The 25958-nt window shown below is 39.8% G+C and carries 22 protein-coding genes; 6 read left to right on the top strand and 16 right to left on the bottom strand.

What is annotated here, in order from left to right; translation table 11 throughout:
* Positions 1 to 9: 9 nt before the first annotated feature.
* Positions 10 to 1707: an S-layer homology domain-containing protein gene (locus tag CSV63_RS11975; protein ID WP_099696020.1), complete on the bottom strand. Its 1698-nt coding sequence runs from the start codon at positions 1705 to 1707 to the stop codon at positions 10 to 12.
* A 256-nt stretch (positions 1708 to 1963) separates the two neighbouring features.
* Between CSV63_RS11975 and CSV63_RS11970 the strand changes: the two genes are divergently transcribed.
* Together CSV63_RS11970 and CSV63_RS11965 are read left to right on the top strand one after the other, a co-directional pair.
* Positions 1964 to 2389 (top strand): hypothetical protein, encoded by a 426-nt coding sequence (locus tag CSV63_RS11970; RefSeq protein ID WP_099696019.1) that lies wholly within the window; start codon positions 1964 to 1966, stop codon positions 2387 to 2389.
* Positions 2390 to 2397: 8 nt separating this feature from the next.
* Positions 2398 to 2616: a hypothetical protein gene (locus CSV63_RS11965; RefSeq protein ID WP_099696018.1), complete on the top strand. Its 219-nt coding sequence runs from the start codon at positions 2398 to 2400 to the stop codon at positions 2614 to 2616.
* A 106-nt stretch (positions 2617 to 2722) separates the two neighbouring features.
* Here CSV63_RS11965 and CSV63_RS11960 read toward each other — a convergent pair whose 3' ends face one another.
* Positions 2723 to 3163 carry an Lrp/AsnC family transcriptional regulator gene (locus CSV63_RS11960; protein ID WP_099696017.1) on the bottom strand — a complete coding sequence of 147 codons (441 nt, stop codon included), beginning with the start codon at positions 3161 to 3163 and terminating at the stop codon, positions 2723 to 2725.
* A gap of 122 nt (positions 3164 to 3285) precedes the next feature.
* Here CSV63_RS11960 and CSV63_RS11955 point away from each other — a divergent pair, with 122 nt between their 5' ends.
* Entirely contained in the window at positions 3286 to 3831 is a 546-nt protein-coding gene (locus tag CSV63_RS11955; RefSeq protein ID WP_099696016.1) for a cysteine hydrolase family protein, read from the top strand.
* Positions 3832 to 4904: 1073 nt separating this feature from the next.
* On the opposite strand, the gene CSV63_RS11945 is transcribed toward CSV63_RS11955, so the two are convergent.
* From CSV63_RS11945 to gltS, 7 genes are all read right to left on the bottom strand, one after another.
* Positions 4905 to 5558, bottom strand: a complete 654-nt coding sequence (locus CSV63_RS11945; protein ID WP_099696015.1) for a DUF4352 domain-containing protein — start codon at positions 5556 to 5558, stop codon at positions 4905 to 4907.
* A gap of 209 nt (positions 5559 to 5767) precedes the next feature.
* The gene (locus CSV63_RS11940) at positions 5768 to 6457 is read right to left on the bottom strand and encodes an Ltp family lipoprotein (RefSeq protein ID WP_099696014.1); all 690 of its coding nucleotides are present in this window, start codon (positions 6455 to 6457) and stop codon (positions 5768 to 5770) included.
* Positions 6458 to 6783: 326 nt separating this feature from the next.
* Positions 6784 to 7893: an o-succinylbenzoate synthase gene (menC, locus tag CSV63_RS11935; RefSeq protein WP_099696013.1), complete on the bottom strand. Its 1110-nt coding sequence runs from the start codon at positions 7891 to 7893 to the stop codon at positions 6784 to 6786.
* A 13-nt stretch (positions 7894 to 7906) separates the two neighbouring features.
* Positions 7907 to 8731 carry a GNAT family N-acetyltransferase gene (locus CSV63_RS11930; protein WP_099696012.1) on the bottom strand — a complete coding sequence of 275 codons (825 nt, stop codon included), beginning with the start codon at positions 8729 to 8731 and terminating at the stop codon, positions 7907 to 7909.
* Positions 8732 to 8885: 154 nt separating this feature from the next.
* Positions 8886 to 10673: a choline/carnitine O-acyltransferase gene (locus tag CSV63_RS11925; RefSeq protein WP_158233964.1), complete on the bottom strand. Its 1788-nt coding sequence runs from the start codon at positions 10671 to 10673 to the stop codon at positions 8886 to 8888.
* Positions 10674 to 11002: 329 nt separating this feature from the next.
* Positions 11003 to 11947, bottom strand: coding sequence for an agmatinase (gene speB, locus CSV63_RS11920; protein ID WP_099696010.1), 945 nt, complete (start codon positions 11945 to 11947; stop codon positions 11003 to 11005).
* A 22-nt stretch (positions 11948 to 11969) separates the two neighbouring features.
* The gene (gltS, locus tag CSV63_RS11915; RefSeq protein WP_099696009.1) at positions 11970 to 13205 is read right to left on the bottom strand and encodes a sodium/glutamate symporter; all 1236 of its coding nucleotides are present in this window, start codon (positions 13203 to 13205) and stop codon (positions 11970 to 11972) included.
* A 199-nt stretch (positions 13206 to 13404) separates the two neighbouring features.
* Here gltS and CSV63_RS11910 point away from each other — a divergent pair, with 199 nt between their 5' ends.
* Entirely contained in the window at positions 13405 to 14301 is an 897-nt protein-coding gene (locus CSV63_RS11910; RefSeq protein ID WP_099696008.1) for a LysR family transcriptional regulator, read from the top strand.
* 79 nt (positions 14302 to 14380) lie between these two features.
* On the opposite strand, the gene CSV63_RS11905 is transcribed toward CSV63_RS11910, so the two are convergent.
* The 3 genes from CSV63_RS11905 to CSV63_RS11895 form a co-directional block, all read right to left on the bottom strand.
* A complete protein-coding gene (locus tag CSV63_RS11905; protein WP_099696007.1) occupies positions 14381 to 16435 on the bottom strand; it encodes a transglycosylase domain-containing protein in 2055 nt (684 codons plus the stop codon).
* A 362-nt stretch (positions 16436 to 16797) separates the two neighbouring features.
* A complete protein-coding gene (locus tag CSV63_RS11900) occupies positions 16798 to 18249 on the bottom strand; it encodes a M20 family metallopeptidase (RefSeq protein ID WP_099696006.1) in 1452 nt (483 codons plus the stop codon).
* Entirely contained in the window at positions 18246 to 19697 is a 1452-nt protein-coding gene (locus CSV63_RS11895) for a sodium/glutamate symporter (RefSeq protein ID WP_029055080.1), read from the bottom strand. The genes CSV63_RS11900 and CSV63_RS11895 overlap by 4 nt, the downstream gene beginning before the upstream one ends.
* 444 nt (positions 19698 to 20141) lie before the next feature.
* Between CSV63_RS11895 and CSV63_RS11890 the strand changes: the two genes are divergently transcribed.
* On the top strand, positions 20142 to 21467 hold the full coding sequence (locus CSV63_RS11890; RefSeq protein WP_099696005.1) for a hypothetical protein: 1326 nt from the start codon (positions 20142 to 20144) through the stop codon (positions 21465 to 21467).
* Positions 21468 to 21561: 94 nt separating this feature from the next.
* Here the strand turns inward: CSV63_RS11890 and CSV63_RS11885 are convergent, their stop codons facing one another.
* The 4 genes from CSV63_RS11885 to CSV63_RS11870 form a co-directional block, all read right to left on the bottom strand.
* A complete protein-coding gene (locus CSV63_RS11885; protein WP_233192070.1) occupies positions 21562 to 22287 on the bottom strand; it encodes an AIM24 family protein in 726 nt (241 codons plus the stop codon).
* Positions 22288 to 22635: 348 nt separating this feature from the next.
* On the bottom strand, positions 22636 to 23568 hold the full coding sequence (locus CSV63_RS11880; protein WP_099696003.1) for an NADP-dependent oxidoreductase: 933 nt from the start codon (positions 23566 to 23568) through the stop codon (positions 22636 to 22638).
* Positions 23569 to 23744: 176 nt separating this feature from the next.
* The gene (locus CSV63_RS11875; protein ID WP_143565400.1) at positions 23745 to 24263 is read right to left on the bottom strand and encodes a hypothetical protein; all 519 of its coding nucleotides are present in this window, start codon (positions 24261 to 24263) and stop codon (positions 23745 to 23747) included.
* A 134-nt stretch (positions 24264 to 24397) separates the two neighbouring features.
* On the bottom strand, positions 24398 to 24607 hold the full coding sequence (locus CSV63_RS11870) for a hypothetical protein (protein ID WP_099696001.1): 210 nt from the start codon (positions 24605 to 24607) through the stop codon (positions 24398 to 24400).
* A gap of 555 nt (positions 24608 to 25162) precedes the next feature.
* On the opposite strand from CSV63_RS11870, the gene CSV63_RS11865 reads away from it, so the two are divergent.
* Positions 25163 to 25958: conserved phage C-terminal domain-containing protein (locus tag CSV63_RS11865; RefSeq protein WP_099696000.1), on the top strand; the 796-nt coding region annotated here is incomplete at its 3' end.

The raw sequence follows: 25958 nt of genomic DNA, 5'->3' as shown, positions 1-25958 counted from the left end.
AACTCTAGTTTAATTCAGAATTGTTTCTGAATTGTGTTGGGACCTGGCACCCCATTCCGCATGGAAACGTTTTACAGCTTCTGCTCCGGAAACTGTTTTAAGGAAATATTCTTCCGCCCGTTTAGTACGTGCTTTGATGAAGTCGTCCGGACATACATCGGCGCAGTTGCCGTAATCATCGTCTGTCATCGCGCGTAACGTTCGATAGTCCTTAGTCACTTGTGAGAAATCGCCTTCAAGCCAGCGGTTCAGCATCTCGCCAACGACCGAATCCTCTTTGGTAAACCATTTTAAGTAGAGGATGTTCTGCTTCGCCATTTCGTTGTATTTACCGAACTGTCTTTCGTAAAATTCGATCTCACGCATTTCGCCGTACGGTCCGTCTTTGATGGGATCGGTGATCAGATAATCGGCTGGATAGTGCGTCACTTTTTGCCCCATCATGGTGAGCATTACATGAGCAATTCTGTAATCGTCATCCTGCAGATCCTCGGGCAGATAAGTCGTCAGCTGCCCTGGCAACGGCTTCTCCGGGTTTGCCGGATCAAGCGGGTCAACAGGCGGTCCTATTTCTACCGAATGTGCACCATATAAAAAGCTGTCATCCATTTCAAAAGCTGTCACTCTGTAGCGCACTTCGTCTCCATTTGAAAAGCGAACCGTCGCGATATAATCGCCCGGCTTTTCAATCCTAATATACGTAAAATTATATTCATTTTTTTCAATCGTTACGTTGTCAGAGATATTCTCTCCGTCCGTCTTGGCCAGAGCTATATTCTGTACGGGTTTATATTTCGTATTGAGCGATACCAGTGTCGGCAGTGATTCATCCGTCTTTTCTAACGTCAAACGTAGTTCGTTGCCCTCTTTTTTCACATGGACATAATATTTTTGATACTTCCATTTATTTTCCGCTGTTCTTCCCCAAATTACAATTCCACCTGTTCCCTCCTTGACCGGAAACAGTTGTACTTGATCTTGTATACCTTTTTTTTGCCCTTTAACTTTTACTGCATGGAATACGTCCGGATTCACTTCATCATCGATAATCGCTTCAATCGTATCCCATCCCAAGTCGACTGCTTCCACTGTCACAGCATTCTTCAGCATGACTTGCTCCGCCGCCACAAGCATTTTTGAAGCTTGCCCTCTTGTAATCGATGCGTTCGGGCTAAATGTTGTAGGAGATGTACCCGAAGTAATGCCGAGTTTGTAAATAACAAGTACGTCGTTTGTAATGCCCACTTCTCCTTTGAATGGGTTTTTCACATTCACATCACGAGGTAAATCGAATGCTTTCACAAGAATCGCGGCCATATTTTTACGCTTAATTGGCTCATCTGGTTTAAAACTACCGTCTGGATACCCTCCAATAATCCCTTCTTCCGCCATTTTTGCAATCGCATTATAAAAACCATAAGATACTGATACATCTTTAAACTTTTTGCCTTTTACATTCGATGTATCCAGACCGATCATCTTCGCGATAATCGCTGCAGCTTGTCCTCGCGTAATCGAATTCCCGGGCTTGAACGTACCGTCTGGATAACCTCCTATGATGTTACGTGCAGCCAACTCATTCACGGCCTCTGCAAAATGCTTGGACGGCGGCACATCAGAAAACCTTTGCTTATCGGCTGCAGCCGCTGAAAACGGTAAACTGCACGCCAATAAGAATACAGTAACTACTGCAAATAATTTCTTCATTTCTCTCGTCCCCTCTCAAAATACTAGTTTTCTAATCAACGTACAGACGGAGAATTACTAAAATAGTTTCAACATAAGAGGTAAAGTTTTATTATAGGTATCTGTGTGTCAAACTTTCATGATGATTTTTACATTCCCGTTGTTTTGTCACACTTCACTATGAATGTATATCTAATAGAATCATATATAGCGTTGCTTTTGCTGATATACTTAGAGTAACGATTGTATTACTTATTCGTACAAATGAGGGATGATAGTGAGAAAAGCTTGGAAGTTAGCAGACTTTAGTAAATTGAGTGGTATGGAAATTCCACTATATATCTTGATGTTTTGTGCCATTCCAACAAGCTTGACCTTTCATAGCAAATTACCTATTTTGTTTATTTTTTATATGGCATTTGCGATAGCCTTATTTTTAGTCATTTGGTATCGCAAACATAAAAAGGAAAGAGCTTATCCAAAGTATTACGCAATTTCACTCTCGTTCTTTCTGACTGTCTCCATTGCCGCTTTTTATTCTTTACTTACTCCGAATATAAACGCAGCAGGATATGGCTATGTGATAGGCTTCTTCGCTTATCTGTCCGCGGTTTACATTTTACTAATCTATTTTTTAAACTTCATTTATTTCTTTGTACTTAAACGGGTATTTTCCTTCAGAAATGGAAAACAGCGAGGATGAAGAAGAGGATGTCCAAAGTACAATTTGAAGAATCGAAGGCCTTAAAAAGTTTGTATACTTGGCTAGAAAACCAAGATTCCATCACCTTATTTACTGGAGTCAGTGTATTGTCAGTAGTCATCACGATCTATGCACTAACATTTTCTGCTCAAATTAATTTTTTTGATGAAGCCAAGAAAGAGTATACGAAGGAATCAAAACAGGACAGCACGTCAACGAATTACTAATGTTGACCTGCCGTCCTAAATAGAAAGGTACCTGTGCGGGAAACAAAAATGATTGTTTGTTTCCCGCACAGGTACCTTATTTTGTTTCTCGTACAAGTACTATATTTCATGTAGCAGTCAACGGATTTTGTTGTTTAATCTCTTGTATCGATAAATGTACACTATAATTTCCATACTCAAGAATTTTATCTAGAAAGAGATTCAATTGTTCTTGAGAGTGAAGTTTTACTTTAATATGGTAACAGCCTTCGCCTGACACGCGGTGAACTTCTACTACTTCCTTACAATCATTCATGAATCGTGTAAACGCATTATGGTTCGCTGTTTTCATATATATAATAATGAACGCTGTATAAGATAAGCCGACTTTCATTTCATCGACTTCTAGAGAAAAGGCTTTTATTACACCGCTATTCTCAAGTTTTTTTATACGATTCCCTACTGCTTGCCCCGTCATATGAATTTGTTCACCCAAATCTTTCCATTGAATACGTGAGTTTTTGGATAATAGTCGTAGGATTTTAAAATCAATGTTATCAAGTTCCATAATGTATTCCTTTCACCGTGAAATTTTTTAAGCTGAAAGTGTTTCGCTAACATATCGATAAAAATCACTATACAAGATATGATTATAGTGTACCAAAATACTCTCAGTGAGGTGGAGAAATTATGAGCACAGCGCTAATTATTGTAGATATTCAAAATGACTATTTTCCAAACGGAAAGATAGAATTAGTTAATCCAAATAAAGCTGCCAAAAATGCTGCCAAAGTTCTTGAATGGTTTAGGCAGAACAATAAAGAAAATATTTTTCATGTTCAGCACATCGCAGCTGATCCAGCTTTAGGATTCTTCCTTCCAGATACAGATGGTGCGGAAATACATGAAACTGTTCAACCTTTGGAAAACGAAAGCCTTATTATTAAACATTTCCCTAACAGCTTTTTACAGACTGATTTGGAAAAAAAGTTACGTGAAAATGGTGTTACCAAAATAGTTGTGGTAGGTATGATGACGCATATGTGTATTGATGCAACAGTCAGAGCCGCAGTGGATCTGGGCTTTGAGACAACTCTCATTGAAGATGCATGTGCGACAACAGACATATCTTATGAAGGTAAAGACGTTCCAGCTGAACAGGTCCATTACGCGTTTGTCGGTGCACTTAACGGTATGTATGGTGCTATAACTTCTACTGAGGACTTCTTGCGATAAGGAGTTAGATCGCAAAAGGTAGCAGGTCCTCACACAACTCTAGTTCAATTCAGAATTGTTTCCAAATTGTGTGGGGACCTGGTACTTTCAACTGGATATGATACTCTTTTCTTCAAATGAAAGGTACCTGTGTGATTTTCATGATTGTTTCTCACACAGGTACCTTATTTTTTAATTTTATAAATCACTCTTCCACGATCAAGCAAAATACTTTAACACCTTCGTTGGAAGTATGAATATTGCATTCGGGAATTTTGATATATACTGTAAAGTTTTAGTTGATTGTCAAATAAAACTAGAGAGGGGAAATTGAAATTATTATAAAAAGAAAAATATTAACGGCTATTCTCAGTAGTTTGTTATTTGCCTTGATTTTTTCATTACTTGATGGCTTTGAAAAGGACCGATATATAAATTTATACTTGAATTTATATTATTTAAACTTAATGATTGCCCTTACGTATGGTGTTATTGTTTCTATCTTTGGTGACTGGTTAAGTAAGAAGGTTTCTAAAAGAGCTTATACTCGTGAAATAATCTCCTTTTTAATTCATTGTGGCTTCGGAGCAGTATTACTAGCTTCCGGCCTTGGTTCTGCCATCTTATTCTTTATTGTTGATCGTTTATTAGGTAGGTTGAAGATTGGATGGCTGTCAGTAACCATAGCATTATTTATCGTAGTACTAGTATTTATTATAATGATTAATAGGTAGGCGAAATTCATAAGAGGTACCAGGTCCACACACAAATCTGGTTCAATTTAGAACTGCTTCTGAATTGTGTTGGGACCAGATACCTTCTTTTAACTCGAAACCATTTTCATACAGTACTATTGCTTGCAGGAAGAGTATAGTTCATAAGCAACTTAACTTTCAACCGGATATAATACTCTTTTCTTCAAATGAAAGGTACCTGTGTGTGTGTTTTTCATGATTGTTTAAACATTCATGTTGGTTTGTCACACAGGTACCTTATTTCTCCATACGAAAACGAGACGTCTAATCGCAAACTGATTAGACGTCTCGTTTTTTATTTATGATAATAACAAGATTAGTTACATTAAGATATTTAATTTATTTAACTTTTATTTTCTCTTTGCCAACCTGAATATACCAATCGCCTTCCGCAAATCTCGTCTCAGATACCTCATATACTTCAACTTTCGTCACGCTAATATCTGGATTTAGATCAGATACTGCTTTAGAATCGTCAATGCCTGTTTCTACGGAATACGCAACCGAACCATCAAAGTCAGAACTGTACTTAGTTTCATTTCCATCTACTAGATTAACCGTAGGATAACTAAACATTCCAACAGGCTTATCCGAAACATTTTTCATTGTGTATTGGACGGCTACCAGAACTGATCCTTCTGGTGCTTTTTTACCTAGGAATTGTGGATCGCCAATTTGTGTTAGTTCTTCAACTTGCGTTAGTGTAATATCTAGTTGTTTAATATTTATTGTATCGCCTACTGAATAAATAATTTCTTCTTTTTTGCCTTCGTTAGCTTTTGTCTGTTCATTAGCAACTGCCGTTTCATCGGTATCGGTACCATTACCGCCACCTAAACTACTAATGATAATCAGTACTAATAACACACCTAAAAACGTCATGATTTTATGGCGCATAAACCAATTACGCTGATCTTTTCCACATTGTGGACATTTCTTTACACCTTTTGCGAGATCATTATCGCAAGCTTTACATTTTACTAGAGATGACATTTAAAAATCCTCCTATTTACCTAATCATATTTACTCAATCATATACCATAATTAAACATTAGTCTATATTTCTTAGCTGTTTTACTTTTAAAACTACAGTGAATAGTAGTATCTACTCAACTCACAAATTTACAGATCCATGCACAACTCTAGTTAAATTCAGAACTGTTTCTAAATTGTGTTGGGACCTGGCACCTACCCAGCCAGCATTACTTTCCTAAATTAGCAATTGCATAATCAGCTTCTGCTTGCGTGAATTTCTCACCGTACGTAGAAGTCAGCTGGTCTCCGACCGCCTCCGGTGACATACTCATAGTATCCTGATACGTTTTGGCCTTTTCCAATGCATTTTTATTAAAATCAGCTTGTAAATTATCGATTGCATACTGTGCTTCATCCTCTGTAAACTTCTCCCCATTTTCAGAGACAAGTTGTTCCAGGATTCCTTGCTTTGACATATGCATAGTATCAGAATACGTTTCGGCCTTTTTCAATGCATTTGCTTTCCAATCAAATTCAAGATTATTCATAGCATACTCAGCAGCTTCTGCAGAATATTTTTCACCATACTCTGACGTCAATTGTTCGGAAATAGCCTTTTTAGACATGCTCATTGTTTTTGCATATGTTTCAGCTTTATTCAAAGCGGTTTTGTATTCTTTAGGTACATTGTCTTCTACTGGTTTTTCCTTCTCTTCAGGTTCTACTTTTTCGGTCTCCACTTCTACCTTTTCCGTCTTATCCTCCGCCGATGCAGTAACAGCTGGTTTACTTTCTTCTTTGCTAGCACTATCTGTATCCTCATCATTACTATTGACTGCCGCTATAATAATAATCGCAAGCAACCAAACCCACCACTTTTTATAAAATGGCTTTTTCCTTTTCTGCTGTTTCTCCATTTCTTGTCTCCCCTTTACGTTGTGTAATAGTAATATACAATCGGCACCATTTCCAAAAACTACTTTAGATCAATCATGAATCCTATTACGATTTACGCTAATCTGGCACCTGCACTATATTTCACCGTACAGACGTCTATTTCTCTATAAAGTTTCAAACTTTTTAAAAATAGCCGATTTGCCCATTCGTACCCGTTCAAAAAGCCATACAGCGAATAAAATATATTCGCTGTATGGCTATAGATCGAAAAAGGTACCAGGTCCTCACACAACTCCAGATCAATTCAGAATTGTTTCTAAATTGTGTGGGGACCTGGTACGCTCAACTATGCTCTATAATTCATTTCTTTCACCGTGTATTTATTCATCGCTGCAAGATCCGGTTCATATCCAATACCATATGAAGTGGGTACTTTTATATACCCATTTTCCACAACGACTTCTGGCGTGATAATATCTTCCTCCCAATAGCGGGATGATCCTGCTGTGTCACCTGGCAGAATGAAATTAGGCAGTGTCGTAAGCGCTACGTTATGTGCGCGTCCAATTCCTGACTCCAGCATGCCTCCACACCAAACGGGAATACCGCGTTCCATGCAGTAATCATGGATTTTCTTCGCTTCAGTCAATCCCCCGACACGACCAATTTTAATATTGATGATTTTACAGCTCCCAAGCTCCAACGCTTTTCGTGTATCTTCAAGAGAGTGGATACTCTCATCCAAACAAATCGGTGTTTGTATTTCTTTTTGCAACGTGGCATGGTCAATGATATCGTCCGAAGCAAGCGGTTGCTCAATCATCGTTAAATCAAATTCATCCAACTGTTTAAGCAGTTCCACATCTTCTAGTGTATAAGCCGAGTTGGCATCTGCCATTAGCGGTACGTCAGGGAAGTTTTTGCGAAGTTCACGTATCACGTCCACGTCATATCCTGGTTTGATCTTTACTTTGATACGTTTATAGCCTTCCTCTACAAAACCGCGGACTGTCTCTACTAATTTGGCTGTATCTTTTTGAATCCCAATACTAATTCCGACCTCTATTTTCTCCGCTTCTCCACCCAATGCCTGTGCTAATGACATGTGGTTACGCTTTGCATAAAGATCCCAAATCGCTCCTTCGACAGTGGATTTCGCCATATTATTTTTACGGATTGCGTTGAAAAGTGAACTCACTTCATCTGGGTGATGAATTTCCTTCCCAATCACTAAAGGGATTAAAAAGTCCTCCAACATATGTAGATTGGTTTCGATCGTTTCTTCACTGTACCAAGGTGAGTGGAATGCGACGGACTCCCCCCATCCCGTGTTTCCGTGCTCATCTATGACTTCAAGCAATAGAAAATCCTTCTCTTGTAACGTACCAAAGCTTGTAGTGAAGGGGTTTTTCATCATCATTTTCATTTTCCGGATAGTAATCTCTTGTATAATCATTCGAATTCTCCTCCTATTTTATACGTAGTGGAATCATCGTTCTTTTTATGAATTGATAATAATGAACGTCCGTGTCCGATTTCTTCAATCCTACTAACGCATAACCTGCGCTAAATAGTGATTGAAAGACAGCTCGGATCTTCATTCGCCAATCCAGTGCAAGTTCAGGCTCATCCTTTTTAATGAATTGAATGTTGTTCGGTATCGGTACTTCAATGCCCTCGCTACTTGAAGAGATTTCCTCTAGATGTACTTCCATCATCGGATTGCCTCTTTCAGATTGTCTGACGGCAAACGGTCGGTCGTAGTTGGATAGTATGGGTGTCCACCCGTCTTCCACCCGTTCACTAGAAATCCACCACTCGACTTGAAGCCGGTCTGATGGTAATCCTTTATTCAAGCCATCTTCCATTTCGCCATAGCAATTTTCCAGATATGTAGTGCTGATACCGTACAACTTCGTCAAGTTCAAATAGGCATTACGACTTTCCAACGGATCAAATGTCCACGTCAATAAGTCATAGCCGATTTCTTTGGCGAGTTTACGCTGCTCATCTTTTAGCATCTTACCAATTCCTGATAATTGATAATCCGGATGGACGCCAAGCATATGCGAGCATAAATATGTTTTTCCATTTGCAAATCCCGGAAAACTATATGAAAATCCGATCAACTCCTGTTGATCGAAAGCACCTATCACTAACCCGCCATTTTTCGACGCCGTATAGGTTTGGTGTGTTGGAACCGGATTTTCTCCCCAAATTTGTTTTTCAAGTCCTTGAACCAGTCGCATGTCTTCGTTCGATTCTAATTTGCGAATCGATAAATCGTTTTTCATAAACTCACGTCCTTTGTTCTAGTTGCTCAAATGTGTGGCTCACTGTCCGAGCGAGTATTTCGATTCCCGTCAGTATACTGTCATGATTGAACGTCCTATTCGTTCGTTAATCCTTCTAGATTGGGCTCTACCATCTGTTAACAAATAGCCTTAATTATTTAAGAAATCGATTCGCAATCTGCCTTAATTCTAAAAATGCATCTACCAAATGATTGGTTAACTTCTGCGCATGCTCTGCTTCATCGGCATGGGAGGAGATATTAATAGAAATCGTTTGATCTAATAAAATATAAGCGAGTCCAAAACCGCCTTCAACGACTGGGCCAAATATCCGATACTTTACATTGTCATACGCCATACCACTTGTCGAAATAAAATCATGGCGCATTGCCAAATAGCCAGCGTCGCTAAAGAGCGCAGGTGGATCCGTCATGCCGATGTCTCCCCCGTGCAACTTATACATTTGCTCGAGTCCATACATATGCCTTTCAACGCCGAGTCCTTCACGACACATAATGATTCGATTTGTATGAGCCAAGCTCGCCTGTTGCATCAACATATACAACGCTTCATTGCTCTCTTCACCGTTTTCTATCGCTTTCACCAAGTTCAGCTTCTCCATACTGGTCGCTCTCGCACATTCTGTTCTTCCCTGATAAAATGCACGGACTGAAACGGGTTCATAGACGCTTCTACATACGCCAAATGTTCTGTACTGTGCAATTTGTAAGGCCATATGAAAAAAAGCGTCCGGACTCAGATTCATTTTTTTGATTTCATCTGAACCAAAGCTGTTGAACGTTCTATTTTTAATAAAAAACTCTTTTTTGACTTTCGCATGATCTGTTTCGAATCTCTTTAACGACTTCTCAATCTCCGCAGATAATTCCCATTGTTGTTTTTCCATTCGAGTGGGTTCAGTCGTGTAGATAGTTTCAGGCTCTTCACTTTCCAGACCTTCATTTACATAGCTAATGACAGCAAATATCGTCGTGCCATCAACCGAAGAATGCTCGATGCTATAACCCAATTCACCTTTATTCGTGAGAATGACTTGGATGGTTTTATCAAAGTATTTATTCGTTCCATTTAACATTAAGTTCTCAATTGCTTCTTCGGAATTACTACTTTCTTCATCCATAGAAATGACAATGAGCGAATCCGCTATCGTTTGTAGATGATCCGCATTCACTTTAGAGACGGTGAGTTGATCATATAGCTTCGCAGCTTCGTCTCTTTTCGCAGTCGTAAAAATTCCTACGTTGGCGCCTTCACTTTGCTCTTCTTGAAAGGCTCTTTCAATAGCAGTTGCGATTTCACTGCTTTGATAAATTTCACCTTCACTATTGGTTACATTCACTTTATACACATTTCTTTTATATAAAATTATGACATGGTTATTTCTTTTTTCGAATGCCGCTAGTCTAAATTCATCTCTTTCTACTCTCGGAATGCGAATAGACTTAAAAAACTTCTTATATTGACTCATATCTAGGGGCACACCATTTTGTATGACGGGTGCTACTTCGCCATCAATTATTAAATGATATAATTCCGTGATTAAACGGCTTACCCTTCCGGCAAGTTCTGCACGCGTATAACGATTTTCATGCTTTTTATTATCCAATAAAATATTGAAATGCATGCCCTTTGGCAAAGGATCGCGGTATGTTAAATACATATCATCCCATAAAGGCTTTAGCCAACTACCTTCAATTTTGGCATCCAATTCGTACAATTTTTTTTGAAGTTTTTCCGCATCTCCACCCACTTTGAAGAAATGGTTAACCACCTTCGTAGTTTCTTTAAGTTGTTCATCGTTTACAAGAGGTTCAACCCATTCAAGAAGTTTCTCTCGTGTACTCGTTAATGGCGGTATGGGTAAAGAGGGTAATTTGTTTTCGTAAGCAAATGTCTTTTTTATAATAATTAGTCCCTTCATCATTCATTTCCAAGCGATTATCATTTTTCACGCTAAAAAGAAGATCGGATTTCCAATCTTCTTTTCGAGCCATTCATTTGTTTTGGTTTTTTCATTCAATAAAATCGTTCAACCGAAATCAAAGTTCAATTGTGATATGTATGGATAGTAAGTGTAAACAGTGGTTTGGCGTTACCAAACATTATAACGGGTACCAGGTCCGTACACAACTCTCCTTCAATTCAGAATTGTTTCCGAATTGTGTGGGGACCTGGCACCTTCCCCCCGTCCCCCTAAAAAAAGCCATGCAGCGAATAAAATACATTCGCGCATGGCCATAATAGTTTCTATCAGTTAGTATGTTTTTCTTTGTTTTTAAGAATATGACCCATAAAGTTCAGCATCGTCATAGCTGCTACTCGAGTCGTGGCACCAGTCGGATCGTATTGAGGAGCAACTTCCACTAGGTCGAAACAAACGACGTTTCCTTTTTCCGCAATGCCAATTAAAATGTCATTTAGGAAATCGAATGAGAAGCCTCCAGGTGAAGGAGATCCTGTACCCGTAGCCAATGATATATCGAAGCAGTCAATATCGATCGTCACATAGTACTTATCGGCCTTTGGAATTTTATTTAGTATACCTTCTACACCCAACTTGGCGGAATCGCGTGCTGAGATTAGCTCGCTTCCGTAAGCTTTTGCCGCGTCGAAATCTTCTTTTCGACTACTTCCTAATCCACGTAAACCGATTTGTACCATATCTTTAATATGGTCCATTTCAGACATTCTACGCATAGGGCTACCGTTTCCTAACGTTTGACCGCCTGGTGCATCTGACCAGTCTAAATGTGCATCTAATTGAATGACGGTAATATCGCCTTCATCTTTTAATGCGCGTGCAACTGGAATGGAAATCGAGTGGTCTCCTCCCATAATTGCAGGAATGGCACCTTTTTCTCGAATTTTTGCTACTGCATATTCAATGGCAGTAAATGCTTGCTCTATATCTCCATGGACGACATCCGCATCTCCTGCATCCACGATTTTTACATCTCCGCCTAAAAATACTTCATCCCGCTCAGGATCGTAAAACCCTGCACTCCCACGTGCGTAATGCGTGGACACTTCTCGAATTCTTCTAGGTCCAAATCGACAGCCGCTTAAAAAGCCAACGCCCGTATCATACGGAACCCCTAAAACTGCGATGTCTGCATCAATTTCTTCCCAGTCCGTGCAGATTGGATACTTAGCAAAAGAACAAATTCCTGTGATTGGCATATTAATTTTTTCCATTAATAATTCCCCCATTACTAGTTTAATTTCCTAAAAGATTTGCAAGAAATACAAATATAGGTACTCCGACGATGTCCGTCAAAACTGTCCCCGCAACCGGGATAATGATAAACGCTTTTCTTGAAAAGATGCCATATTTCGTACATATCGCATTCATGACAACCAATCCATTTGGTGTGGCCCCTAATCCATGTCCAATAAATCCTGCTGACATCACAGCTGCGTCATAGTTCTTCCCAAGTAATCTATAGAGGATGAATACAGCAACTGCCATTGTCGCTAGTGTCTGCAAAACAAGTATTACTGCTAAAGGGAGAGCCAGATCGTACAATTCCCATAATTTCAGTTTCATCATGGCCATAACTAAAAACATATTCAATGAAACATTTGAAATTATGTCCATTGCCGAGTCTGTCATAGGCACCCATGACGTTCGCTCATTAATTGAGCGGAAAATAATTCCTAGGAACAGACTGAATATATGGCCTGGGATAGAGAAGCCAGTTACATTTGTAATCCACTGCGCTGTAGGCAAACCAATGGCCAATATTACAAAGATTAAAGAGCCTTCTATGAGGATATTTTGCCAAGTAATCGCCGTCTTCTTCTCTTCCATCTCGCTTGCAAGCGCATTCAAATCATCCGTGTCAGTTTGGATTTTCAAATTCTTTCTCGCGATCAGCCAATTGCCGACAGGACCTCCAATTAGCGAGCCTGCTATTAGCCCATACGTTGAAGCAGCCATTTCAATCGTTAATGCATTGGATTCACCGAATGACTCAATTAATGGTGCAAGTGAGGCTGCCATACCATGACCACCCTGCATAGAAGCCTGTCCTGCCATTAAGGCAGAGAGTGGATTAATGCCTGTCAACCATGCTGCACCGACACTAATACCGTTTTGCAAAATAGCCAGGAACCAACAAACCAACATGTAAATTAAAAGCAATTTGCCGCCCTTTTTCAAAATCGACACGCCGGTAGACAAACCAATGGTTACAAAGAAAACATACATGAATAAATCGTAGAGTGTATTGTCGTATTGAAACTCGAAAAGCCCTAATTCATAAGCTACCCACATTAATAGTGAAAAACCAAAACCGCCAATTACAGGCCCTGGAATGGAATACTTCCAAAGAATTTCATATCTCCTTACAATCCATGTTCCCAAGATTAGTAACACTGCCCCGATAGCAGTAAACGTAATCATATCGACATCCAGGATTAGCATTCCATTCTCACTTCTACTCGATGACATAGCAGTTCCTCCTTTCAATTTGACGCTAAACATCGCTTTTGGTCAGGAGCTTAAGATAATTCCATAAAAAATGAAATTAAATGAATTAGAACTTTCTAAACACTCCATCTAGTTGAAATTGTATATCACTAGATATATAATGTCTAATATCGAAATATTATGAATTGATAACTTAAAGTTATAAAGAAGAGGTGTTAAAATGGACATTCGTTCTTTAAAGCATTTTCATACCATTGCAACATGCGGACAATTTACAAGAGCCGCGATACAGTTACATATTTCACAGCCGGCTTTGAGCAATACCATCAAATCATTAGAAAACGAACTGGGATGTACATTGTTTGAGAGAAGCACGAAAAGTTTGAAGTTGACCGAACCAGGAGAGATCTTGTATAAACACGCGGGGAATGTATTGGAGTCATTTGATAAGATTTACAAAGAGATGGAGGACGCAAGAAATGTAGGTAAAGGAAAAATCAATCTAGGAATGATTGAATCATATCGGTATTTCATTTCCCATATGATCGGAATTTTCAAGAGCAAAAATCCTGCTGTCTCGATGAAAGTACGGGAATTAGGACCGAATGATATTGTGAAAAAATTAGAGAGCTTTGACATTCATTTAGGTATCACATCTATAGCCAATGATCACAACAACTTCAAATATATACCGATCTTTCAAGAAAATTACGTCTTACTAACACCTCCTGAACATCGATTTAAAAACCTGACGAGTATTGAAATCATTGATTTGAAAAACGAAACATTTATTCATAGTCTGGAAGGTTTTAAAATTAGAGAAACCTTTATTAAAGCATGCGAGCATGTAGGCTTTTCACCGTCAGTAGAATTCGAAACAGAAAGCTTAGAAACTGCCTGTAGCCTTGTCGAAAATGGACTGGGAATATCGGTTGTTCCTGAAAGTTTTCTCGCCCTAAATCCTTCGAAAAGGAGAAACGAAGTCTTCATAAAAGACTTCGCTTCCAAAAGAACAGTGTATTTAGTCTACCAGCCTGAACGCTATCTACCTCCTCCTATTCAAGACTTTATTGACATTACTCTTCAGTTTTCGAATGAGATTATTGTTCGTAAGTGACGGGTTATAATGGTACCAGGTCCCCACACAACTCTAGTTCAATTCAGAATTGTTTCCAAATTGTGTGGGGACCTGGTACCTACTCAGCCCCAAACCAATCCAGTCCCCACTTTTCAATCTTCTTCCAAAACTCTTTTCGATTCTTGTCCTTCTCTTTTTTCTTCTCTTCCTTTTCTCTTTCTTCCTTTGTCATGTCCTTCTGCTTATTCAGCTCTTTTATTTCATCTTCAATTAATGACAAATCAAATTTCTTCACTGTCAATTCGCTGGATGACTTTGAAACAACCTGCGCAAAAATGGGCGGCGCGGTAACGCTACTAGTGGAGGTTAAATAATGGTCGGCATCTGTTTGATCATATCCGAGCCAGACCGCACCGGCAATATCCGGTGTATAGCCAACGAACCAATGATCTTTTGAACCGTCCACTCCTTCAAACGGGAGCTGTGTAGTGCCCGTCTTCCCCGCCACATCTATACCGGAAATTTGTGCTTTTTTCGCAGTGCCTTCCGTAACAGCCCCTTGCAGCATATAGGTCATTTGCTGGGCGACTTCCGCATCTGTCACCTGTACAGACTTCCCTCGCCACTTCCCTAGCACTTTTCCTTCCGAATCTTTTATTTCTGTAATCGCATGGGCTTCCTCCATTACTCCATCATTCGCAAACGTAGAAAACGCTTGTGCCATCCGTAAAGGAGAAGTTCCTTTGTTCAGCCCGCCAAGCGCCAATCCAAGCGTCCGGTCCTTTTTTTCTAATGAAATTCCAAACCGTTTCGCCGCATCCACGCCGTTTTTGATGCCAATCTGATCCAACAGCCAGACGGCAGGGATATTATATGATTGTGCGAGTGCATCGTACATCGTCACTTTCCCTCTATAGTTCTGATCAAAATTTTTCGGAGAGTAGCCATCCATATCGATCGGTTCATCCACAAGCAAATCCGACATACGGTACCCGTTCTCAAGTGCCGGAGTATAGACGGCAAGCGGCTTGAACGCAGATCCAGGCTGCCGGATGAGGTCTGTCGCATTATTGAAGCTTCCATGCGTATATTCTCCTCTCCCACCGACTAAGGCTAGGATCCCGCCCGTTTTAGGGTCCAGGAAAACAGAGGCACTCTGCAACAGCTGACCTGGCGTGCTCTTTGGAAAATTACTATCATCCGCATACACTTCTTCCAGCGCATTCTGGACTATCGGATTGATTTCTGTCGTAATATGCAAACCGCCGGACAGCACTTCATTTCTCGTCAAATTATACGTATTAACCGCCTCGTCCACAACACGGTCGATATAATACAGGTATTTCGCTTTATAATCTGGCACTGTCGAATCAGCCAGTGCTAGTTTCTGTCCAATTGCTTCATCGTATTCTTCCTGACTAATATACTGTTCACGAAGCATCAACGATAACACCAGATTGCGCCGATTCACCGACTTTTCCATATTTTTCGTAGGCGATAAATGCGACGGCGCTTTAATGATGCCTGCTACTGTCGCAGATTCGCTTAGCGTCAATTCACTGACATCCTTACCGAAATAAGTCTGCGCCGCACGTTGAACTCCCCACGCCCCGTCGCCAAAATAAATTTGGTTAAGGTAACGTTCCATGATCTCCTCTTTCGAATACACCCGTTCAATCTTCTTTGCGAGGATCAGTTCTTTGAATTTACGTGAGTACGTACGCTCCTGCGTCAAAAAGACATTTTTCGCAAGTTGCTGCGTAATCGTACTGCCGCCCGCCACGATTTTACCTTTGAATGCATTCTCGAGTAAGGCGCGTCCCATCGTAAAATAATTAATGCCGTGATGTTTGTAAAATCGTTGATCTTCCACGGAGATGACTGCTTCAATCAACGTATTCGGAATCTGGTCGATCAATACACCTTCAATATTCGAATTCGAAACCTTACTAATGACTTCTCCGTTCGGGTCGTAAATAACGGTCGATCTTGGTGCGGGCTCTTCGAGTTTACTTACATCGCTGAATGTGATGAAGACATTCAGTATGAGTAGTGCGCAAAGAACGACAAGCAGTCCACTGATGCATACGAAACGGATAATCCTATTCTTCAGGCTGATTTTCTTTTTGGGTGTTTTTTTACGTTGTTGTTCTTTATATTCGGATCTTTTCATATGGGTTTCACCTGCTTTATTGCTGAGGATTTTTACTGGTAGTATACAGCATAGTATAGACGATGGGGGTGTTTGAAGGTTGCGGGTTTTGTCTTTTGGTGTATTTTGGTAGGAGTTTGCGAATAAAATGAAAAGTGCCTGCGCGGGAAACTTTCATGATGGTTTACACATTCACGGTTGTTTCTTACACAGTTACCGTTCATTAGCGTTGCACACCAATAAAAAAGGGTGAAATTTTGAATAGTATAGTGTTTTATCTTTGCGAAGACACAAAAAACTCCTATTGTAGATAGGGACGACGATTAAATCGGTTCCCTACACTATCAAAAGGAGTCTTACCCATGAAGTGTATTTTCAAGACTTCACTTTAATGCAGAAGGCTGTACATCATTTGGAATTGGAGACTTATATGGATGATCTTTGAACTTTTCAATATGCTCTTTCTTAATTTCGTCAAGCTTCTCCGGATCCTCTATCACTTCGATTGCGGTCAGGGCCATCGTTATTCCTGCACGTAACATGCTTTGATGTGCAACTGATGAAATGCCCTGCGTCACCATTTGCCATGAATGGAAAGGTGTTCCCTTGGCGTATGCAGCTGTTGAACATTGTGCAGTCGGTACTACCCAACTCACATCTCCTACATCCGTCGAGCCCGACATAGCCATATCCGTTGGAGTGTACTCACTGACAAAGTCAGAAATATAACGATCTTTCATTTTGGCTTTGTCTTTTTCCGCTCCCATACCGAACATTTCCATCGTACTAATCGCGCCCTCTTTTTCAGCTTCATTTAACGTATTCCAAATATCTTTTGCGTACGCTACGTCATCATCTGAGTAGGAAATATCTTCTTCCAGATCTTTCAGTTTGCTATACATGATTTTTTCTAAACTTCTATTCGGCATGTAGTTTGAACACGCTTTGTCTATTTCTACAGACACGGAAGTTTCGGTCATTAATGCAGCGCCCTCGGCAATTTTACAAATCCGTTTATAAATTGATTCTACGTCTTCTAGTTGCGGCGAACGAATCAGGTACAAGACTTCTGCATCTGCCTGAACAACGTTTGGAGAAGTACCTCCTGTATTCGTTACAGCATAATGGAACCTCGCATCCGGTTTTACATGCTCTCTTAAGTAGTTCACCCCAACGTTCATTAATTCCACCGCATCTAATGCACTTCTTCCGAGGTGTGGAGATGCTGCCGCGTGTGAACTGATTCCTTTAAAACGGAAATACACTTGGTAGTTGGCTAAAGAACTCATACCCATGACACCGTTGTTAGAGGAAGGATGCCATGTTAACGCAAGGTCCAAATGGTCAAATGCGCCTTCACGCGCCATGAACGTTTTTCCTGAACCACCTTCTTCTCCCGGGCAACCAAAATATTGAACTGTGCCTGGCAGATTATTGGACTGTAAATACTCTTTCACCGCAATCGCTGCTGCAAAAGAACCGGTACCTAAAAGGTTATGTCCGCATCCATGCCCGTTTCCACCTTGTACAACAGGCTCTTGTCTAGCAGAGAGACCTTTTTGACTCATGCCGGACAATGCATCAAACTCTCCGAGAAATCCAATAACCGGATTCCCCGATCCATACGACCCTACGAAGGCTGTGCTGATCCCGGCAATGTTTTTCTCAACGACAAAGCCTTGCTCTTCCAGTGCACTCATTAAATAATCGGCAGATGTATATTCTTCAAATCTCGTTTCTGGATGTTCCCAAATGAAATCACTAATTTCTTTAAGCAATTCACTCTTTCCTAAAATCGTATCTTTTACAAAAGAATTTACATGATTCATTTTCATAAAGCTTCCGACTCCTTATTTAATTGTTTCACACTCTTTACATTGGCTTTACTGACGACTAACAATAAGATAATGGCGGCTAAAACGACTCCAGTCACTAATGCCAGTCCCGCTCCAACCCCCTGATCTACGAGGACTCCAAATGTAAGCGGAAACATAACAAAGGCAAGAATAGAGTTAATCGAATATCCTACGGAATAATCAGTCAGCGCTGGTGATTTGAATTCAGGATCTACCATTTTCAATAGCATGATACCTGTAATAAATACTCCGAAATTTGTTCCAAGAACCGCTACGCTTCTCTCAAACCAGAAGTCTCCGTAAAACTTCTTACATAGCCAATACGCAGCGAAAATTGTAAACGCTCCCACTACAATCATCATGATGGTAATCGGCACGATGTAAGTTAAAACAGCTTTTACAGGCATACTGACAATGGCGGCAACAACTGCATAGTCTGTGAACAGACTCGAAATCTTTGATGTTGTGGGGCCATCTACGATCCAACTTAAATTCAACTGGCACATTATCCACCAAATTACATACATCACAATAATTGCATATGCCCAAATTGGGACACTCGCAATAATAGGGACATTGAATTTCTTCACTAACATAAGCAATCCATAGGCAATACCGCTTCCACCTAAAATTAAAGCCAGATGAAAAGTGAGGGTATCAATAGAAGAACCTAACGTTGTTTCTTTACCAAATGTCTGTTGTTTTTCTACGTCAGATTGGTAACCTTGCTTCATATCTTGCGGGAAACTTCCAGGACCGCTTAAAAATTTTGTATATCCTTTTCTTGCTGCGATATTGATCATAACGATACCGATTAAAATACCGCCAATTAAACCAACAGTCGCAGTTGTTACTGTAACTCCTTGAGCAATGTTCCAATAAGGCTGGTTCATCGATTGCAATAAGCTTCCTACGACGCCTGCAGTACCATGGCCTCCAGCAAAACCGGCACCTACCTCTGTACCGAACGTAGGGTAAATGTCTGAAATCACACCTGTTTTATCAAAGATATAGTTTAACGCAATTCCGATCACGTTATGGCCTTGGCTAATGATAACTAAAATCGCAAACATAATGAGAATATTTCTACTTGCATTACTGTTCTTTTTCTTCTCACTACCTGCATTCACTTGAGCCTGTTCTCTTTTCTTTTCTAGCCTTGATTTAAACTTTACTCCAAAAGGTACGCTGGCAACTACAGGGACTATTAAAATTCCCGGGAGCAAAGCGTAAATGGTTATCCAATTTTCGGGAATCGGAATGATCGCATAATTCCCCAATATAACAGGACCAAGCAAAAGTCCTACAAACCCACCGATAACCGATGCTGGTAGAAACAGAGATTGTAAAAACTTTAGTCTCGCTCTTAATACGGTTCCAACTAGTAAAAACCCACTTAGGGCTGAAAAAGCAATTAATAAATCCATAACATATCTCCTTTTATATTAATTTACTTAGTATGTTGAAACAGTTGTCCCCCCTCGCTAACCCGTATGTAAGCCCTTACTTTCTTTGGAAAGTTAATGCCAAGTTACCAGAATCACTTGCCGCCTTCTTTTCTCCAGTTAGTTTCCTAGCGTCCAAACATTTTAGAATGTTTTCGGACGCTGTCTGAAATAAGTATACAAAACCTTCTAACTAGTGTCCATTCTTTTTTTATAAATTCTTTTTATTGGCTCTATTTCGTAAGTGTCTATGACAGGAATCAAGACGATTCTCTTTGTTTTATTCTGAGAAGTTCGGATTCATATAGTGCCACTGTCCGTTCGAATGAAATGCGTCTACAATTATCTATCTTCTAGAAAAGTCACAAATTCCGCCCAGTTTAATGGTAATATAATATACAGAGCAAAACTAAAAGGAGTTTTTTAATGATTAAAATTGGGATTATAGCCGCCAAGGGGACTATCGAAAATTTGAAACCAATATTTAAGACATTTACTGATCAATGCGAATATTATTTTTTACCATATAACAGACTGCAAGAAATACATACGATTTTCCAGCAGAATAAGAGGCTATTTGACGGCTTTATTTTTGGGGGTCCATTGCCGTATTTTTTTCTGGAAGAAGAGCTGAAAAATTATGCGAAGCCAGTCGTATATGTAGACTTAACAACAGAAGATTTTTATAAGCATTTGTTCAAAGTTACCCAACAATTTAAAGGCATTGATTTTTCTAGGGTAGTCATCGATTATGTCTGGGGGAAAGACCGCCTTCGTGAACTCGAATCCTTATTGCCGGATAACAAAACGGTCCATACTATTGAAAAAACAATTGATTTTAAAAACATCCAATTATATGAAGAGATATTGGAAAGTCATGTGGAACTATGGGAAAAAGGCTTGATAGATTTATCGATTACACGTACAGCCAACCTCGTGGATTTGATGAAGGCGAAAGGTTTTAATGTCTATTATATGGGGATTTCCGAGGATACAATCAAGAAGAAAATAGAAGAGTTAATTACAAATATCAAGTTTTCGAATCTAAAAGAAAACCAAGTTGTCGCCGGCTTTATTGATAGTCCGGATGCCGCTAGTACTTCAGAAAATGAGCTCATTCAAATATCTATTTACAAGGAACTTTTGGAATTTAGTGCCCAGAACGACTTGCAACTTGTCATTCAAAGGCATGATAGCTCTTTTGAAATAAGTACGTCTTATGGAGAGTTGCAAGAAATAACAAACAATTACCATACTTGTAAGATGATTCGTTTTCTAAAAGAAAGGTTATCATTTGAAGTGTATGTTGGATGGGGAATCGGAAGGACATTCACTCAGGCAGCTCAACATGCCAAGCTTGCCTATCGTGAAGCTAAGTCATACATAGACTCATGTACGTTCGTAATCGACGATACACAACATCCAATGGGGCCGCTTGGATTCAAGGAAGCTGATGATACCGAAATGAACATCTACAGTTGGAAGGAGATAGAGCAACTGAGCCAACAAGTAGATATTACGATTTCCCAACTGCAAAAAGTCATCACTGCGATCACTAGTTTGAAAACAAATGAATTGACCAGCAAAACTGCAGCTGACGTATTAAACATGTCCGAAAGAAGCACAAATCGCTTATTAAACCAACTTGTCGAAAAAGAACTTGCAACTGTCGAGTCAAAGAAAATTAACGGTCTACAAGGAAGACCAACGAAAATATATACAGTCAACTTACCTATTTTGGATCGTCAGTGATGAAGTCGAGTGAATTTCTTTTACCTATGCATCAAACAAATCGGGAACTATACTGAATTGTTTGATGCATAGGTAGGCTATTTTTAATGCTCAATTATTGAAGAAATGGCGCCATTAATACTTTTCCTGTTCCGCGGTAGACATTTACGAACCCTTCGCCTGAAGCCGCCGAACCCATCAATGTTTTTCCAGAGCGCTCGACAGTAAATTCTAAACCGCCTGACCAAGCAATCGCCATATTGCCATCGATTTTTAACTCATCATTTTCTAACTCGATTTCTATAAGTTCCTCTCTCGATACGGAAGATTCCAGTGCTATCGTTCCTTGTCCGGTAAGTCCAAGATTGAAAAGACCTTCCCCACCGAGTGCAGCAGAAGAAAGATTGGAGCGCATCACGGCCTTGTGTTTTAATCCTGAATCACAAGCTAAAAAGAGTCCGTCTTCAATGATGAGTGACTGATCCCACTCGTCAACATCCAAGAGTAAAATATGCTTGTACGTTGGCTCTAAAACAAGTGTACCAGTCCCCGTGTACTCAGGTTTGATGGCCGATTCTTTGGTTACTTTGCCCCGAATCGCTTTTCCAATAAAGTCTCCTACTCCCTTAAGTCCAGTCGTCGCTCTCACATCTCCGGCCATCCATTGCATAGCCCCCGCCTGAATCGTAATATTTGACTGACTGACATCGCAAACTAGCTGTCTTCTTCTTACATTCATTTCGGATGCATAATATGCCGATTGGGCCGTAGCATGATCGATACTTAGCTCTTTTTGAAACTCTACTACTTTAAAAGGGCCTAGCTCCTCCCTGACTTTCACATTCTCGTTGTCTTCAAAATTTCTAATCGTAAACAGAATAATCGCCCGCTTTCTGATTTTCTAATTTGTTTGCAAGGTTATGGAAATTATAACATGATTTAGACTAGTGGGATTCACATATCTTATGCATGGATGAAAGGCGTGCATGCAACTTTCATGATGGTTTACACTTTTACGTTGTTTCGTACACAGGCACTTTCTTTAGTCTTGCAATCAGCGTATAGACGTAAGGATGGGAGAATAGTTTCATAAATATTGAATAAAGTTTACTAGATTTCCCATAAGAAAAAGTACCTGTGTGTGAAACTTTCACAGGTACCATTTTTATTGTCCAGGCTAGCTGGTAACTTATTGAATCGTAATCACAATTTTACCTTTTGCATGATGCGTTGTACTTAGATCATGGGCTTCACGCAATCCCTTTTCTGTTAACGGGAATGTATGACCAATATGAGGTTGGACTTCTCCTTTTTCCATCAGTTGTCCCAGCTCTGCGAGTTGCTTACCATTTGGATTCAGCCATAAAGATTCCGCGGTAATGCCATTCGATTTCGCTTTCTCTGCATTTGGCTCACCTGCAATGGAAACGAGACGACCGCCTTTCTTCACAACATCTAAACTCTTCTCTAAAATTTCTCCGCCCATCGTGTCCACTACTAAGTCAACGTCCTTTGCAACATCTGCAAAATCAGTGGTTTTATAATCAATGAATTCATCCACACCGAGCTCTTTCAAAAATGCTTCATTCTTACTGCTCGCTGTAGAAAACACGTAGGCTCCGAAGCTTTTGGCAATCTGTATGGCAAAGCTGCCCACGCCGCCAGACCCCGCATGAATGAGAACCTTATCTCCTTTTTTCACTTGCCCAAAGTCCACAAGGCATTGCCAAGCGGTTAGGCCTGCCAACGGAACGGAAGCTGCCTCTTCAAAGCTGAGATGATCCGGCTTAAACGCCACCAATTCCTCATCGACCGCCACATACTCGCTGTATGTTCCATTCTCCATGCTAGGACGCGCGAATACCGCATCCCCCTTTTTGAACTGCGTAACCTGGCTTCCGACTTCACTGACAATCCCTGCTGCATCCCAACCTAAAATTAACGGAAACTCAAAAGGCATGGCGTCTTTCAGATAGCCTTCCCGTACTTTCCAGTCAATCGGATTAATAGAAGTCGCATGCATTTCAATTAATACTTGCTGATCTTGAATCTCCGGTTTTGGAAGTTCTTTCTCTATTAACTGTTCCGACCCACCATATTGTTCAATTACGATTGCTTTCATTTCAACTACACTCCTTCTGATTACTACTCTTCACGGATAGTATTACCTGTACTTCCTATACTGTATACCCTGAATCATTCATCTCAATCGGAGAAGAGAATAGTAAAAGGTACCTGCGCAAGAAACATTCACGTTTATTTCTCACACAGATACCTTATTTTAAAAAGAACATCTAGTTACATTTTTGAATAGATGTCCTTCATTTTATTTTCGAATTCAATATACTTCGTTTCATACCCTTCAAGATGTTCACCATTCGCCCCGAACTTCCCTACTACTTCTGCTGCAGCCGTCTTTAGCTCTTCGAAGTCTTCAGTCATGCCAAGTTCTTCAATTTCTTCGTGGAAATACCCGATATATGTAATGGTCGATTCAGCAAGAAATTGTTCAGCGTGCGCAAATTTCTCTCGATAGTCAGATCCCTCTTTCATGCTATTTACGGAGTCTTCAACGAAATTTTTTATGCTTGAATATTCCGAGAAGAATGCTTCTTCAAGGTCGTCGGTTTCTTCATTGAATTCGTTGACCATTGGTGCACGTTCCATTACTTCGACTTTTGACTCATTGTCTTGTGCCGGTTCGACATTTTGCACTGGTGAATCGACTTGCTTCGTTTTTTCGTCATCTGTTCCGCAACCCGATAACAATAGCCCAAGGATAACAAACGATCCCAAAGCACTATTCATCTTTTTCATTTCAAACTCCCCTTCCATTTTTACCTTATCCTAACATATTCCTGGAAATTTAAAATACCTGCGCACGAAACTCTCATGATGGTTTCTCACACAGGTACCTTATTTTAAGTTCTCACCTTACGTTTTCAAGTAGTTTATTCTGCTTCAAAATCAATATCAATATCTTTTACTTTCACTTTTAATTTAAGTTTTTTGTCTTTTAGAACATAAAGGCTACCTAAAACCAGAGCTACAGCTAATGATTCTTTTGGATTTTTTCTTATTGCATCTCCTAATGCTCTACCTACTTCTACACCTGCTTCAGTCATTTTATCCACTGGAATAGCTTTGATTATTTCCGACATTTTATGCACCTACCTTAATTTAAATATACTTTTATAAAGGTACCAGTTCCTCACACAACTCTAATTCAATTCAGATTTGTTTCCAATTTGTGTGTGAGCTAGTACCCTGTTTACATGAATAATTCATTATAAAATTAGTGTAAGAAATATCTACGGGAAGTTAACTTCTTTATTTTCATCACCACAACCCTGAAACTCTTCACACAGATTTTCTCACTTCAACAACATCTGAATTTTCATCTCTTTTTTCTTATCTTTAAGCACTTCTTCTCACTATAGACGTAGGTTATTGTATATAGTTTCATTTTATTTTCAAGAAATAAAAAATGATAAAGCAACTGATTTCCACAGTTTCTCTATCGTTTTGGTTAATAAGTACCTTATTCATTAATGTGTCTTCATAACGGAACTTGCAACATTCATTCAGAAATACTATATGCGCCCTATTATCTATTTAGAAAGACGATGTATCCTTTTCTAGAAAACTCTCTATATGAAGTATGAGGAGGACTAAATATATACTCCTACAACACTTTACTCTAGGGGGACCACCATATGAAATTATTAATTAACGAAGATCCAATTCCATTATTACCTTCATTGGCAATGAAAGTAGGACTGAATGCTGCGCTATTCTTGCAACAACTTCACTACCGTTTAAATATTTCAAAAAACATCCGTGACGGTCATAAATGGGTGTTTAATACATACGACGACTGGATGGAAGAATTTCCGTTTTGGTCGTTAAACACGATTAAACGGATTACGTACGACTTAGAACAAAAAGGTTATCTGATTTCCACTTCCAAGCACAATAAGATGAAAATCGACAACACAAAATGGTACCGAATCGATTATGAAAAACTGCCATTTTCGTATACGCCAAATGAGATATTGGTAGACCCAAAAGTGGACACGCCACCACCCCAACATGAGACGACTGTCAACTCACAATTGGACGCTGTGCAAACCCACTCTGGTACGAAGGCGTATCCCACTATGGGACGGCCTATAACCAAAGAACTTAAGAATAAAAAGAAAAAAACCATTGTCGAGAAGAATCTCGACGTCGCACGTTCTGTGATCCAGTACCTAAATGACAAAACCGGAAAACATTTCAAAGCGAAGTCCGCTGCTACCCGTAAATTCATCAACGGTCGAATCAAAGAAGGCTACACACAGGAAGACTTTATTCGTGTCATTGATCTAAAGGCCAAGCAGTGGTTGAACCACCGTGAATTTAATACGTTCCTTAGACCATCTACTTTGTTTAACGCAACGAACTTTGAAAACTATGTCAATGAACTAGGCGTGGCCAAGAAACCGGATATAGAAATATACATACCACCGC

Origin of the sequence: Sporosarcina sp. P34 (assembly GCF_002743375.1) — a bacterium.
Taxonomy (GTDB): Bacteria; Bacillota; Bacilli; order Bacillales_A; family Planococcaceae; genus Sporosarcina.
The sequence above is the reverse complement of the archived record's forward strand: the minus strand, read 5'-3'. Positions and strand labels throughout refer to the sequence as shown.

Bases quoted from the DNA above. Each gene is read 5' to 3' on its own strand.
- CSV63_RS11975 (WP_099696020.1), bottom strand. From the start codon at position 1,707: ATGAAGAAATTATTTGCAGTAGTTACTGTATTCTTATTGGCGTGCAGT.
- CSV63_RS11965 (WP_099696018.1), top strand. From the start codon at position 2,398: ATGTCCAAAGTACAATTTGAAGAATCGAAGGCCTTAAAAAGTTTGTAT.
- CSV63_RS11960 (WP_099696017.1), bottom strand. From the start codon at position 3,163: ATGGAACTTGATAACATTGATTTTAAAATCCTACGACTATTATCCAAA.
- CSV63_RS11955 (WP_099696016.1), top strand. From the start codon at position 3,286: ATGAGCACAGCGCTAATTATTGTAGATATTCAAAATGACTATTTTCCA.
- CSV63_RS11945 (WP_099696015.1), bottom strand. From the start codon at position 5,558: ATGTCATCTCTAGTAAAATGTAAAGCTTGCGATAATGATCTCGCAAAA.
- CSV63_RS11940 (WP_099696014.1), bottom strand. From the start codon at position 6,457: ATGGAGAAACAGCAGAAAAGGAAAAAGCCATTTTATAAAAAGTGGTGG.
- menC (WP_099696013.1), bottom strand. From the start codon at position 7,893: ATGATTATACAAGAGATTACTATCCGGAAAATGAAAATGATGATGAAA.
- CSV63_RS11930 (WP_099696012.1), bottom strand. From the start codon at position 8,731: ATGAAAAACGATTTATCGATTCGCAAATTAGAATCGAACGAAGACATG.
- CSV63_RS11925 (WP_158233964.1), bottom strand. From the start codon at position 10,673: ATGAAGGGACTAATTATTATAAAAAAGACATTTGCTTACGAAAACAAA.
- speB (WP_099696010.1), bottom strand. From the start codon at position 11,947: ATGGAAAAAATTAATATGCCAATCACAGGAATTTGTTCTTTTGCTAAG.
- gltS (WP_099696009.1), bottom strand. From the start codon at position 13,205: ATGTCATCGAGTAGAAGTGAGAATGGAATGCTAATCCTGGATGTCGAT.
- CSV63_RS11910 (WP_099696008.1), top strand. From the start codon at position 13,405: ATGGACATTCGTTCTTTAAAGCATTTTCATACCATTGCAACATGCGGA.
- CSV63_RS11905 (WP_099696007.1), bottom strand. From the start codon at position 16,435: ATGAAAAGATCCGAATATAAAGAACAACAACGTAAAAAAACACCCAAA.
- CSV63_RS11900 (WP_099696006.1), bottom strand. From the start codon at position 18,249: ATGAAAATGAATCATGTAAATTCTTTTGTAAAAGATACGATTTTAGGA.
- CSV63_RS11895 (WP_029055080.1), bottom strand. From the start codon at position 19,697: ATGGATTTATTAATTGCTTTTTCAGCCCTAAGTGGGTTTTTACTAGTT.
- CSV63_RS11890 (WP_099696005.1), top strand. From the start codon at position 20,142: ATGATTAAAATTGGGATTATAGCCGCCAAGGGGACTATCGAAAATTTG.
- CSV63_RS11880 (WP_099696003.1), bottom strand. From the start codon at position 23,568: ATGAAAGCAATCGTAATTGAACAATATGGTGGGTCGGAACAGTTAATA.
- CSV63_RS11875 (WP_143565400.1), bottom strand. From the start codon at position 24,263: ATGAAAAAGATGAATAGTGCTTTGGGATCGTTTGTTATCCTTGGGCTA.
- CSV63_RS11870 (WP_099696001.1), bottom strand. From the start codon at position 24,607: ATGTCGGAAATAATCAAAGCTATTCCAGTGGATAAAATGACTGAAGCA.